The organism is Anaerobacillus alkaliphilus, assembly GCF_004116265.1.
Classification (GTDB): Bacteria; Bacillota; Bacilli; order Bacillales; family Anaerobacillaceae; genus Anaerobacillus; species Anaerobacillus alkaliphilus.
In genome coordinates this window covers 171,637-184,803 of the sequence record NZ_QOUX01000047.1, presented here as the reverse complement: position 1 = coordinate 184,803, position 13,167 = coordinate 171,637, and the positions used below count along the sequence as shown (strand labels likewise).

The 13,167-nt window shown below is 38.2% G+C and carries 13 protein-coding genes and 1 riboswitch; of the genes, 1 reads left to right on the top strand and 12 read right to left on the bottom strand.

Translation table 11 applies throughout. The features are described from left to right. Nucleotides 1–16: 16 nt before the first annotated feature. The 11 genes from DS745_RS21245 to DS745_RS21195 all read right to left on the bottom strand — a co-directional run bounded on the left by DS745_RS21245 (nucleotide 17) and on the right by DS745_RS21195 (nucleotide 11,239). Nucleotides 17–1,393 (bottom strand): MATE family efflux transporter, encoded by a 1,377-nt coding sequence (locus tag DS745_RS21245; protein WP_241657895.1) that lies wholly within the window; start codon nucleotides 1,391–1,393, stop codon nucleotides 17–19. 21 nt (nucleotides 1,394–1,414) lie between these two features. Next, nucleotides 1,415–2,185 (bottom strand): ABC transporter ATP-binding protein, encoded by a 771-nt coding sequence (locus tag DS745_RS21240; protein ID WP_129080260.1) that lies wholly within the window; start codon nucleotides 2,183–2,185, stop codon nucleotides 1,415–1,417. After that, nucleotides 2,182–3,003 carry an ABC transporter ATP-binding protein gene (locus DS745_RS21235; RefSeq protein ID WP_241657894.1) on the bottom strand — a complete coding sequence of 274 codons (822 nt, stop codon included), beginning with the start codon at nucleotides 3,001–3,003 and terminating at the stop codon, nucleotides 2,182–2,184. The genes DS745_RS21240 and DS745_RS21235 overlap by 4 nt, the downstream gene beginning before the upstream one ends. After that, nucleotides 3,000–3,848, bottom strand: a complete 849-nt coding sequence (gene nikC, locus DS745_RS21230) for a nickel transporter permease (RefSeq protein ID WP_129080259.1) — start codon at nucleotides 3,846–3,848, stop codon at nucleotides 3,000–3,002. Before nikC ends, DS745_RS21235 begins: the two co-directional genes overlap by 4 nt. Beyond that, nucleotides 3,849–4,799 (bottom strand): nickel ABC transporter permease, encoded by a 951-nt coding sequence (gene nikB, locus DS745_RS21225; RefSeq protein ID WP_129080258.1) that lies wholly within the window; start codon nucleotides 4,797–4,799, stop codon nucleotides 3,849–3,851. It abuts the gene before it with no gap. A gap of 72 nt (nucleotides 4,800–4,871) precedes the next feature. After that, a complete protein-coding gene (gene nikA, locus DS745_RS21220) occupies nucleotides 4,872–6,401 on the bottom strand; it encodes a nickel ABC transporter substrate-binding protein (protein ID WP_129080257.1) in 1,530 nt (509 codons plus the stop codon). A gap of 722 nt (nucleotides 6,402–7,123) precedes the next feature. Further along, a complete protein-coding gene (locus DS745_RS21215; protein WP_129080256.1) occupies nucleotides 7,124–7,315 on the bottom strand; it encodes a hypothetical protein in 192 nt (63 codons plus the stop codon). Between the two features lie 34 nt (nucleotides 7,316–7,349). Next, nucleotides 7,350–7,796, bottom strand: coding sequence for a YaiI/YqxD family protein (locus DS745_RS21210; protein ID WP_129080255.1), 447 nt, complete (start codon nucleotides 7,794–7,796; stop codon nucleotides 7,350–7,352). Nucleotides 7,797–8,128: 332 nt separating this feature from the next. Beyond that, the gene (locus DS745_RS21205; RefSeq protein WP_129080254.1) at nucleotides 8,129–10,228 is read right to left on the bottom strand and encodes a sensor domain-containing protein; all 2,100 of its coding nucleotides are present in this window, start codon (nucleotides 10,226–10,228) and stop codon (nucleotides 8,129–8,131) included. A gap of 100 nt (nucleotides 10,229–10,328) precedes the next feature. Next, nucleotides 10,329–10,417: riboswitch (cyclic di-GMP riboswitch) on the bottom strand. A gap of 243 nt (nucleotides 10,418–10,660) precedes the next feature. Further along, nucleotides 10,661–11,005 (bottom strand): spore coat protein, encoded by a 345-nt coding sequence (locus tag DS745_RS21200; protein ID WP_241657893.1) that lies wholly within the window; start codon nucleotides 11,003–11,005, stop codon nucleotides 10,661–10,663. A gap of 15 nt (nucleotides 11,006–11,020) precedes the next feature. Continuing rightward, on the bottom strand, nucleotides 11,021–11,239 hold the full coding sequence (locus DS745_RS21195) for a hypothetical protein (protein WP_129080253.1): 219 nt from the start codon (nucleotides 11,237–11,239) through the stop codon (nucleotides 11,021–11,023). A 590-nt stretch (nucleotides 11,240–11,829) separates the two neighbouring features. Here DS745_RS21195 and DS745_RS21190 point away from each other — a divergent pair. After that, nucleotides 11,830–12,180, top strand: coding sequence for a hypothetical protein (locus DS745_RS21190; RefSeq protein ID WP_129080252.1), 351 nt, complete (start codon nucleotides 11,830–11,832; stop codon nucleotides 12,178–12,180). Nucleotides 12,181–12,379: 199 nt separating this feature from the next. Here DS745_RS21190 and fdhD read toward each other — a convergent pair whose 3' ends face one another. After that, nucleotides 12,380–13,153, bottom strand: a complete 774-nt coding sequence (fdhD, locus tag DS745_RS21185; protein ID WP_129080705.1) for a formate dehydrogenase accessory sulfurtransferase FdhD — start codon at nucleotides 13,151–13,153, stop codon at nucleotides 12,380–12,382. Nucleotides 13,154–13,167 lie beyond the last annotated feature (14 nt).

The following is a 13,167-nucleotide window of genomic DNA, read 5'->3' as shown; positions in this document are numbered from 1 at the left end:
ATATCAGGTGGATTATTTAACTAGTTTGTCCACGAATGGTGCCAGGCACCTTAAATGCGGTTCGGGTGAGTTTAGGTATATAGAGTGAGAGAAAGACAGATCTTGAAAGGCTAAATATAACAAAGGCTAGCCAAAGACCTTGATTTTGGTAGATAGGAACGAACCACCAAAGAGCTATTAGAAAGACAAGGAGTGCCCACATAATGGAGTTCCTGATCGATTTAGCCTCAGTAGCCCCAGAGAAAATTCCCTCTAATTGTAGACCCCAAACCCCAACAATCGAATACACAACCATCCAAATCATAAACTCAGTTGTCATCCACCTTACCTCTTCGATTGTTGTAAATAGACTACCGAGTTGACTTCCGAATAAAAGGATTGTTACTACCGATAGAATTGCCGCAATGCTCCCCCATTGTGCCGATAACCGATATGCTTGATGATAAAGTTCCTGTTTCTTACCACCAATGGCTCTTCCAACTAATATACTAGACGCGTTAGCGAATCCACCAAATAAATAAGCGATAATGTAGTGTATTTGTAGTAAGATCGCATTTGCAGCTAAGGTTACCTCCCCAAAACTAGCCCCTTTTGCAGTGAAGAGAATCGTCATTGTCAGTAAACAAACAGTTCTGAGAAACAAGTCTCTATTCACCTTTAACATTTTCAAGAGCGACTCTGGTTCTAGTAGCATCGGAAGCTTTATTTGTAGAAGTTTCATGATATGTTTCCGTAAGATAAAAACCATACCTACAAAAACAACTCCAACCTCGGAGATGAGTGTGGCATAGGCAACTCCCACAACACCCATGCCTAAACCTAAAACAAAAAACACGTCTAAGACGATATTTAATAGGTTCATGGAAATTTGCATCACAAGGGCTAATTTAACTTTCCCCATTCCAATAAGCCAACCAATAAGAACATAGCTTAGTAGAATAAAAGGTGCACCCCAGATACGAATGGAAAAATAAGTGGCTGCAAATGAAGAAACGGCTTCACTTCCACCTATTAAACTTAAGGCGATATGTAAAATCGGTTGCTGAAAAAGGATAAAAAGGAAGCCAAACAAAATTGCTAAAATCATTGGTCGATAAAGGGATAAAAGTATTTCTTTGTCACTATTTGCCCCTTGCGCTTGGGCCGTAAAACCACTGGTACTGACACGGAGAAATCCAAGGAGCCAGTACATCGTATTGAAGATAACCGCCCCTACTGCCACACCCCCGATGGCCGCGGGGTCTGGAATTCTCCCAACAACGGCCGTATCTACTGCACCTAAAAGTGGTGTGGATATCCCAGAAATGATCAACGGTAGAGCTAGCACCAAATATTGACGATGGGTGATTGTATCCCCCTTATTTAATTCCTGAATTGACATGGAAGCCTTCATATTTAAATTCCTCTTTCTTTTCTATTCAATCGATGCCGCCCTAATTAACGCTTTCGTATAAGGATGGCGGTCGTTATCATAAATGTCCTCAATCCTAAATTCATCCACGATCGAGCCATCTTTTAAGACAATGATTTTTTCACAAAGAAAGGCAACTGCCCGGATATCATGGGAGATAAAAATAATACTCATGTTAAACGTCTCTTTAAAGTCCTTCAACAAATTTAAAATTAGCATTTGTACGGTAACATCTAAGCTCGCGGTTGGTTCATCACAAACAAGAAGAGATGGTTCAATACTAAGCGCCCTTGCAATACTTACCCGTTGCTTTTGGCCCCCACTTAACTCCCATGGGTAACGGTCTGCCATTTCACTAGTCAGTCCCACCATTTCTAGTAATTGTACTGCCACTTCTTTTCGTGATTTTCCTTCCACCTCTATAAAAGAAGGAGTGACCTCCTTATAATTATCAAGGGGCTCAAGGACACTTCTCCAGATTGGTAATTTTGGGTTTAACGTACTAGTGGAATCTTGAAATATCATTTGGACATTCTTACGATATTGCCGTAACAAAGCTCGCTTTTTCGGTGCAATAGGTTCTCCGTTAAAAGTAATCGAACCTTCTTTATACGTCTCTAATCCCAATAGTATTTTTGCTAATGTGCTTTTTCCACTTCCACTTTCCCCAACGATCCCAATCGATTCTCTTTCGGACACAGAAAAGGAAACATGCTTTAACGCTTGCACGTGTTTGGAATAAGACTTAGTTAAGCCATCTACAATGAGACTCATAGCATACTCACCTTCGCTTGTGGTAATGATTGATTTTCAGGAAGGGAAAGTAAGCAGGAGCACAGTTTCTTCGTATAAGGGTGCTGATGATGACAGCGAATTTGCTCTGGCAAGCCCTCTTCCACTATGTCCCCTTGATGCATGACATAAATTCGGTCTGTTCGTTTGTACGCTAATGTTAGGTCATGGGTAATCATAAGTACAGCACATCCTGTTTCGTTACGCACCTTCTCAATATAATCGAGGACTCTCTCTCCGTTCATTACATCTAGTGCCGTGGTTATTTCATCACAAATAAGTACAGATGGTTTTAGAGCAAGTATCATGGCAATGGAAGCTCGTTGTACTTGACCACCACTAAGCTCGAACGGGTAACTGCGGTATACCCTTTCAGCATCAAGCCCCATTTTCTCCAAAACAGTTAGTGCGATCGTCTTTCCTTCTTTTTTACCAACAGGTTGATGGGTACAAATGGTTTCCAGGATTTGCTTTCCAACTTTAATGAATGGGGTAAAGCTTCCACGGTAATCCTGAAAAATCATCGCTATTTCTTTCCCAAGAAGCTTTCGATGTTCCTTTGAAGGTAACGTAAGTAGGTCATTACCCTTATACGTAATCCTTCCTGTCACCTTCATAGTAGAAGGAAGGAGTCCCATAATAGCCTTTGCTGTTAAACTCTTACCGCTTCCACTTTCTCCTATTAATCCAACGATCTCTCCTTTTTTTACATTGATAGATACGTTTTTTAACAAAGGATTTGCCGTTCCTCCGTTCACAATATTCAAGTGTTGAATGGAGATAATTGGTTGCGTCATCATGAGTCCCTCCCTTTTCTAATATCAAATTGATTTTTAAAGCCGTCTCCTAATAAATTACAGCATAGTACCGTGATCATAATTGCCAGTCCGGGATAGATCATTAGCGATGGAACTACTTGAAAGTAACCAGTAGCATCATTAAGCATGGCGCCCCATTCTGGGATTGGAGGTTGAGCTCCTAAGCCGATATAGGATAAAGCCGAGATTAATAGAATCACTTTCCCCACATCAATGGCTGCCATGACAATAATCTCGGGCATTACTTGAGGAAGTAGGTGCATGCGAATAGTTCTAAACGAGCTCGAATTGGAAACCTTGGAAACGAGAATATATTCCTTCTCTTTTTCCACAAGCACAAGACCACGTACCACCCGAGCATACACAATCCATCTCACTAAAACGATGGCAATGACAATATTCGTTAAGCTTGGACCTAGAATTCCAGCAATCGCAATGGCCAAGATAAAATCTGGAAACGTTAAAATACCATCTATAATTCTCATAAGAAAGGCATCAATTCGACCGCCAACATATCCAGAAATAAGTCCAATGGGAACACCGATACAAACAGCCATGAAAATCGATAGCATACCTAAACCGATCGTTAACTTGGCACCAAATACAATTCTTGAGAAGACATCACGACCTAATTGATCTGTTCCAAGCCAGTGAACAGAACTCGCTTCCTGAAGTCTATTACCCATATTTATTTGAAAGGGATCATGAGTAACGATTACTCCTCCAAGAAAAGTAAGCAAGGCAAGGAATAATGCTAGAATGATACCAAAAAACAAACTAGGATTGTTGCTAAATATGGTTGTGTTTCTCTTAACTACTGTCTCCATTTACCCTGCCTCCTTCCCTTGTTTTATTTGAGGATTAATCACTAAGTATAATAAATCTACCAATAGATTGGCGAAGACGACTAAGACACCTACGATGATAATATATCCTTGAATGACAGGATAGTCCCGTTGCATAACAGAGTTAACAATCAGTTCCCCCATACCTGGCCAAGAAAATAGAATTTCGATCACCGTTACTCCGCCTAAAAGACTTCCAATACTAAGTCCAAACATGGTCACTAATGGAATGAGACTCCCCCTCAATGCATGGAAAGTGATGATCCTCGAGCTAGACAATCCTCTTGCCTTTGCAGCTTCAATATAAGAGCTTTGCAATGTAGCAATGAGACGTTCCCGTAACAACCGAATGTACATGGGTGCCATTGCTATTCCTAGAGTAATAGAAGGCATAACATAATGAGCAAGTGTACCTTTTCCCATGACAGGTAGCCAATTGAGTTTTACAGAGAATACATAGATGAGCAATAAGCCAAGCCAAAAGCTTGGAATAGATGCACCTAATGTGGCTATCCATCTGCTTAAGAAATCTGGCCAGCGTCCCTCATACACTGCTCCTAGGATTCCTAGTGGGACGGCAATAAGAAAGAGGGCAATCATCCCGCCAACGGTTAAAGCGATCGTAGCAGGCAATTTGCCTAATATCATATCTAAAACAGGTCTTTTAGAAATAATCGATTCTCCAAGATCCAAATGAGCTACCTTCCAAAGCCATTGACCATATTGCACTAGGATGGGTTGATCAAATCCATATTCTTTCTTTAACCTTTCTTCATCTGCTGTTGTTGCAATCATATCGTCCACCTTTAATAAGGCCCGTATGGGATCTCCCGGAGTTAGCTTCATTAATAAAAAGGTGATAAACGAGAGAACCAATATCATAATGAGCAATTGAAGGAGTCGAGAACCGATAATGGATAGGGCTCTTTGCATAATTCCACCTGCTTTCTGTATAAAACACAGGAAAAGTGAAAGCATCGTTAGACGATACTTTCACTTTTTTCCTTATTCTACATCCATTTTATTCGTAATAAAGTAATACTCTTCTGAACCAGGACTCCAGTTCTTCACTCTTTCATTTACTCCAACAATGATATGAGGGTGTAATATAAACGACTGTGGAACTTCTTGTTGAATCATGCTAACAGCCTTCTTCTTAAGGGCTACACGTTGATCCGGATCAGATGTAACATTAAGCGTTTTTGTTAATTCATTTAGCTCAGGTATGTTTATTTGCCCTGGGTTCAATGACCCTTCTGGTAGATAGGCAACATTGAAGAAATAACCCCCATCACCACGTGGAGCAGTCAAATTGGAATAGGTAACAATATCCCACTTATCCTGTTGCTCCCATAAATAACTATCGATACTTTCGATGGTAACGATGTTCACGTCAATTCCTAAATTAGCAGCTTCTCCTTGGAAATACTGGGCCATAAGTGGAATTTCTGGTCTTCCCTGATAAGTTGCTAAGGTAAGCGTTAGTGTTTCTCCATCCTTTGCTAGTTTACCAGCTTCATTTCTCTCATAACCTGCCTCTTTAAGTAATGCTTCTGCTTTTTCCGGATTATACCCTTCGAGTTGATTTTCCCCTGCAAAAGCAAAGTCAGGATGGAATGGTCCGTGGGCCGCAGTGCCATGACCATTCATAATTTCCGATACAGACACAGGACGGTTCACAAGTAAATCCAATGCTTTTCGTACCTTTAAATCTTGTAACAAAGGACTTTGAGCATTATAAAGTAGAAAATGAACACGTAAGCTAGAAACTGACTCTACCCTAAGGTTTTTATGATTTTCAATAGGACTTAATGCTTCTGGTGGTAGATGGTAGGCAATATCCACCTCTCCAGATTGAAGCGCCATAGCACGAACATTTCCGTCGGTGTTAAATTTAACTGTCACCTTATCTAAGTTAGCCGCTCCGTCCCAATATCCTTCGTATCTTTCAAGGTTGATTTCTGCTTCTGTCGTGAAATTAATGACCTTAAAAGGTCCTGTTCCAATTGGCTTCTCACTAATATTTTCAGCGTCTACCTTTATTACGGAAGTATGCGTATGTACAAGTTCCGAGATAAAAGCAGGATGCTCTTGTGACGTAACAAACGTAATTTCTTGTCCATTTGCTTCAATTGACTCAATTTTTAAATTAGATGCAATAGCCGTATTAACGTCTAATAATCTTTCAAAGGATGCTTTTACTGTTTCCCCAGTAACGGATGATCCATCGTGGAAAGTTATCCCGTCTCTTAGTGTAAATGTCCACGTTCTCTCGTCCGTTTGCTCCCAAGATTTTGCTAACCATGGTTGGATATTCAAATCTCCATCAATTCTCACTAACGTTTCGGAAATACCTGACCGAACCCCCATAGCATCTTGGTGCGGATCAATGGTTTTAGAAGCGAAACTATACAACAACGTTAAGGACTTTTCCTCATTCCCCCCTGAAGTTTTTGCTCCACTGTCACTACTGCAGCCGACAGCCACAGCAAAAAATATGGTGAAAATCATAAACAGTACAACTTTTTTAAGCATGTGTGTATTCTCCTTAATTAATATTCTTTAGTAAAATAAAAATAGTAATCTTCATAATAATTCTACATAACTAGAATTATTACGATTTATAGTTTAGTATTCCATTCAAAAAATAATTTTCCTTAAGAGATAACTACTAAACGTAATGATTATTGTTTGCAAGATTTACTATATACGATAGCTTTCTATAATGTCAATATAAATAGTAATGATTATGATTATCTATTAAAATATGATAAATTAGTAGTAGAACAGTGGACATGTTCCTTGGCACTATCACTGTGCCAACCCCAAATTATATTTTATTTATTTCTCCAAGCTCTGAGAAGATGTTCTTCTAAAGTCTATTGGTTCCCTATAATGACAAGCGTTTTAGGAAGATTCAAGTTGATAGGTAGATATGTTCCCCCACCGAATGAATATTGCAAGTTAATCGTTTGTCCAGGAGATTTAATAAACTCAATAAAGCCTTTCATTCGATAGAATACTTTTTAGCCATTGTTCAAGACCATCCTTATGTATAGGAACGTTAAAGTGTAGTCTGCCCCCGACTGCTCCAGCGGTATTAAAGCAAAAAAGCCTAACCCCTCTTTTCTATCTGAGGAATTAGACTTTAGTTCTCCGAAATTTACCTAGTTGTGGAATAACATTTTCGCCGAGTAGTATCGTTGTGCTTTGCAGCAACCTACTTCACCATCCAGGTACAAATAAGATATTAGCTTCTACTTTTTGTACTGATCAAGTGCTTGGTAAGCGGCCTGATACTTTCCACCATCCGCAACTTCTGAATGGTACAAGGCCTTGAGTGCATTGTTTTTTTCGAGATCATGCTCAACCTTCAGTTCTTTAAAGCGTGTATGCAGCTCTTTGTTTTCCTTAATTAGTTGTTGCATTTGCGATTTTATATACTTCAAAATATTTATCCCCTTTCTGAATTTCTTAATTAGCCTAATTTGCAAGAGAAATTGCCTGTTTAAAAAGCTTCCTAAATTGGTCCCGGTCTTCTGCAGTAAAAGGCTTTGGTCCCTTCGTTCGCTGTCCGCCTTTTCTAGCCATTGCACTTAAATAACGAGTTTGTAATAATTGGTCAATATTATCATTTGTATATCTAAATCCTTTATGGTGGAGGACGATAACCCCTTTTGCTAAACCAAGCGAAGCAAGTCCATAATCTTGCGTCACGATAATATCCCCTTTTTCCACTAACTTCACAATCCGATAATCGGCAGCATCTGCTCCAGAATCAACATAAATGGTTTCCACTCCTGATGGCTGTTCTGCATTAGAAAAATGAGAAAAGCTTGTCACAAGGATAACCGGAATTTCAAGATTCCTTGCTTCAGAAATAATAATATCTTTCACCGGACAAGCATCTGCATCCACATAAATCTTCATAGTTCTCCTCCTGTTAAGAAGTTCGACTTACTATTTAACTTAATCTTTTTCAACTATAGACGGGCTGGTGACTTTTGTGAAAATGACAAGAGTTCTCCCTTTTTCTATATTTCTCTTTATTATACTTTATAGAATTGTGTTAGCAAATAAATCAATAAACTAAAAGACAAGGGGAAAAGACAAGGGGACAGGTCCCTTGTCTCACTCACACCATGGAGGAAAGCTGAGGCTAAGACAAGGTTCCTACCTATCCTCTGTTTCACACAACAACAAATAGAGGAGCAAACTGACAGTTTGCTCCTCATCCTAGTTCACTTTTTCATAACTCTCTTTTACCCTGTTGACTCACTATTAGTGCTTATATGTCCTATGACTACAAAATCAAGAAAATGATTGCTAGGTACAGGCGGGCTAAATAAATATCCTTGAATTTCGTGACAATCTTCATTTTTAAGAAAATTTAGCTGGGCTGATTTTTCAATACCCTCAGCGACAACGCGTAAATGTAATTCCTGTGCTAAACGAATGATCATTTTTACAATTTGCTTATTTTTCTCATTGAACTGAAAGAAAAATGATCGATCAATCTTAATCGCAGAAATTAAATGGCTGAACTGTGTTAGATATCCTAACGATGAATAACCTGTTCCAAAGTCATCCAAAGATACGCGGATACCGAGTTGTTGGATATCAGAAAGAGTGTCGCGTGCTCGATTTTCATCAAGAATTAGCAATGTTTCTGTAATTTCAAACTCTAAATACCTAGTGTCAACTTCAGTTTGATGTAGAATACTCTCAATCTCCCTGATAAATTCTACTTGCATAAATTGTTTTGCTGATATGTTAACGGATATCGGTACTACCGGATACCCCTGCCTTTTTAGCTCCACGATATATTGACAGACTTTATTAAGGACTAGGTTACCTATCGGAATGATCAATCCTGTTTCTTCCGCTATCGGAATAAAATCACTTGGTGGAACAAATCCTCTTTCCTTATGCTTCCAGCGAAGTAAAGCCTCTGCACTAATAAGTTTTCCTTCTGTATCTACTCTAGGTTGATAGAAGACCTCAAATTCCTGATAGCGTAAAGCTTGTCGAAGTTCATTTTCTAACCGAAAATTCTTCTCTGTCTTTTCATTCATGGATTGTGTGAAAATTTGATAATTATTTTTGCCATTTTCCTTTGCATAATACAAGGCGGCATCCGCATTTTTAATAAGAGAGTTAGCATTCGTCCCATGATATGGATAGAACGTAATCCCAACACTTGTCGTTACTGTAAACTCATAATGATTGTATTGAAAAGGTTCATGTAGCGTTGTAAGTAAGGATATTGCTACTTCTTGAATGGTATCATTTGCCCCAGGAACAATTAAAAAGAATTCGTCTCCCCCTACTCGAGCCAGGAAACTGTTTTTTGGTATTATTTGCTTCCATCGATCTGTCACCATTCGTAATACCGCACTACCAGCTTCATGTCCTAAAGAGTCATTAATATATTTAAAACGATCCAAATCTAACGCAATAAGCGCAAATGAATTTCGACTGTTGGTTGCTAGCAGCAATTGATTTTGAAGTTCTTTTTCAAACATTCTGCGATTAGGTAGGTCCGTTAATGGATCATGATAGGCAAAATATTCGTTAAGCTCATATAGTTTTTTCTTTTCGGTTATGTCCATGACAGTTCCGAGTATGGCAGATTGCCCTTCATAGATAATCTTTGACACATGCAATTCTACATCTAAAAGAGAACCATCTAGATGGACAGCTTTTGCATAAATGTTTTTTTCCGACTGTCCTATTTCTAATTGTTTCACTTGGTTTAGAATGGCGGTACGATCCTCTAACACTACGTAACTCCATAGAGAGGTATGAATCAGTTGCTCATAACCCAACAAGTCATTTAACTGATAATTCGTAAATACCAAGGATCCTTCTACGGAAATAAATACGCCTAAATTAGAGTTTTCTACAATACTTCGATATTTCATTTCAGAACTTTGTAACAGTTTTTGTGTTGCTACTTTATCCGAAACATTCTTCACTATGGCTATAATTCCTACAACTTTGGAATTAATACTAATTGGAAGACAAGTGATAAATCCGTAGATGAGTTCTTTGTTTTTATGAACTAGAACAATGTCATAATCTTTAGCTATTCCCTTTACACCAATCTCAAACTGCTGCCATACCTTTTCAATATCATCAGGGTGTACTAGTCTACTAAAATCATTTCCCAGTAATTCTTCTTTGGAATATCCCAGGCCGTATTCAAACGATTTATTGACATGAACAAACTTACCTTGTAAGTTAACATGAGCTATTAAATCAGGATTTTGTTCAAATAAAATTTGATTGATGAGGTCTTGCTCAACGTTAGGTTGAACTTTTTGCTCATTAGAATTTGCTTGGTAATCAAGTTCTTTCAAACTTTTATCCTCCTAACTAAGTTGAACATTTCTAAAAACGACAATCATTTATCTTAGTAAAAAAAATACTCCTTGTATGAAGGAGTATTTGATCATCGTCTCCAGCAGCCAGGCTATCATAACTCTTATCATCATAGACCCGTGGCTTTGTGTCTTCACATTTTGTACATAAATTTAATTTTAATGTTAATCTAATCGACCGTCAAACTCAGCATTTCCTAATTCAGGAGATTACTGGCAGTTATAGACAAGGGGACAGGTCCCTTGTCTCACTCACACCATGGAGGAAAGCTGAAGTCTAGACAATGTTCCTGTCCCTCTATCCTACAGACAACAAAGAAGGAACAAACCGAACAGTCTGTTCCTCCTATCTTTAAATTTTTTTCAAGACTGACAAATGATTTATTTAATAACTAAGGGTGTCTACACCAACTATTGAACGAATTTTTGAACTAACTGCTGTGTTTTTTGTTGGGTTTGTTGATAAGTTGTTATTTGTTTCATAATCTCTTGGCTTTGCACTGAAGATGAAGTGTTGTACCAACCTTGTTGAGACATAAGTTGATAAACTTGGCCTTGCATTTGAAGGCAACTTTGTAAAAGCTGTTCAAATTGCTGACGGACTTCAGGACAATTAGACTCTGTCACAGCAGTCGTATATTCTCTAGCTGTTCGCTTTAAATCAGCTAAATAAGAATACACGATGTCCGGATCTTGTAATATTGGCATATGTTGCATTTGTTGATTCGATGGTTGATTCATTTGCTGTTGTTGCATGATAATCTCTCCTTTCTACTGAGTCTGACTAGTTCCCATGGATTGATGTTGCTGCATTACGTTCATTAGCTGTTGATAATGCTGTTGATGTTGATTTACCATTGTTTGGCATACTTGCTTAACATTTTGATTTTGAGTACTTCCAATGATTGCTACACATTGCTTAATTAACAAATCTTCGTTTGACATACTATCGACAATGTATTCTAACTCTTTTGTTGTTAATGGTTGCATAGATTTATCCCTCCTTTATCGAGCTTAATATTCCCTCTGGTTGTAGATTACTTACACCCAATAAAATTAATTTTCTTGTTAGATGCTTAGCGAATGTTTCCACAGTTAAAATCGGCAAGGATGTCCCTCTGTCTCAATGGAAAAAGAAAACAACAAAAAAATCAGCGAAATGGATATTACTTCTAAATGAATATATCAAATACTATTTACTATATGTGAGTATAATCCACAAAACTATACCAATAAAATAAAATAAAATATAAATTCTTTATAACCAATTTTAAAACGAGTATTTATATCTAAATGCTCATATTATTTATAAAACACCACACGAACCTCCAATTCTACGTAAACCAAAATTACTTAAAAAACACATAGTAAATTCCTGAAACAGCTAAATAGGCACCTAAATTGGAGGGAAATGATGGGCCCTATTAAAATGTAATTGGTGGATGGCCCCAGAAACGGTGAAGATGTCCCGGACCAGGGCTCTGGCATTTACCTATGTTGTCTAATAAAAAAAACTGTTTACCGATAGGTACCTTTTTTCAATGGGTGAATATCATGACCTTGAAAGGAGTGAGTCTTTAATGGATAGACATAATTACAGTTACTCACAGCAGTTACCGCAACTCTGTCATAAATATTTAAATTATCACTGTTCTTTTACAATTGCAGATGGGAGTACATTTGATGGGATTATTGAAAATGTAGGTCAGGATGGAGTTACCGTGCTTGTTGGCGAGGATGTTATGGATGAACCAGAGCAACGTGAGAATGAACGTCAATATTATGGGTATGGTTATGATTATGGCTATGGACGTCCTAGAAGAAGATTTAGACGTTTCCGACGCCAAGTATATCCTTTTCCAGCGTTAGCCACTTTAGCATTATTGCCATACATTTTCCCACAACCATATCCTTACTACCCTTATTACTAAGCTTTACACCCCCCTTTATTAAAATTAAGGTGCCTGACCCCCGATACGTTCGGACTGGGTAGGCACCCACCTTTGCTCCTAGAAGGTTTTTTGAAATGTCCTTACCAAGTGGACTAATCGACTGATTTGTCCACGAACGGTGCCAGGGAAAAGGCACCAGGATAATATAATACAATGAACCTGTCCTTCCGTCCCCTCTCTACAAAACAATCCTCTCTGGATGACTATAAACATTTAAACTTTGTCCACGGACAAACCCAATAGCGGTAATGCCTAAGTCATTCGCTAGATTAATTGCTAATGTTGTTGGGGCCGACTTTGACAGAATAATGCCCACTCCGATTTTTGAAACCTTTAACAAAACTTCAGATGAAATTCTTCCGCTAAAGGCAATCATTTTGTCAGTGATCGAAACTTTATTTTTTAAACAGTATCCGTGTATTTTATCTAACACATTATGTCTTCCTATATCAGATCTTGATAGCAAGATTTGATTGTTCGTACAAAGAGATCCATTATGAAGTCCGCCAGTTAGTTGAAAGTCTGTGGATTCCTCTTGCATTTTTTTCATTAAGGCAAAGCAATGCGAGACGGAAACTTCAATATTCTTCATAAACGTTTTCGCTGTTTTCACATCGTTATGAAGGTAAAATTGTCTACTTTTCCCGCAGCATGCGCCAATAAATCGTTTTGAATAAAAGTCTTTGCTAAAGGTCTGCTTTTGTACTAACTCCACATAAGCAAAACCGCGATCTTCATCAATCGATAAAGCCTCTATATCTTCAATTAAACGAATGACTCCTTCTGAAGCTAAAAAACCAATCACTAATTCATCTAAATGGTCAGGGGTACATACCATTGTCGCAAACTCTTCCCCGTCGACAACGATCGTTAATGGATACTCGATGGCGATCACGTCGTCGACTTCTTCAAACGTATGACCATTGAATTTCCTAATTTTTCGACTTTCCATCATGGAGAAAAGCC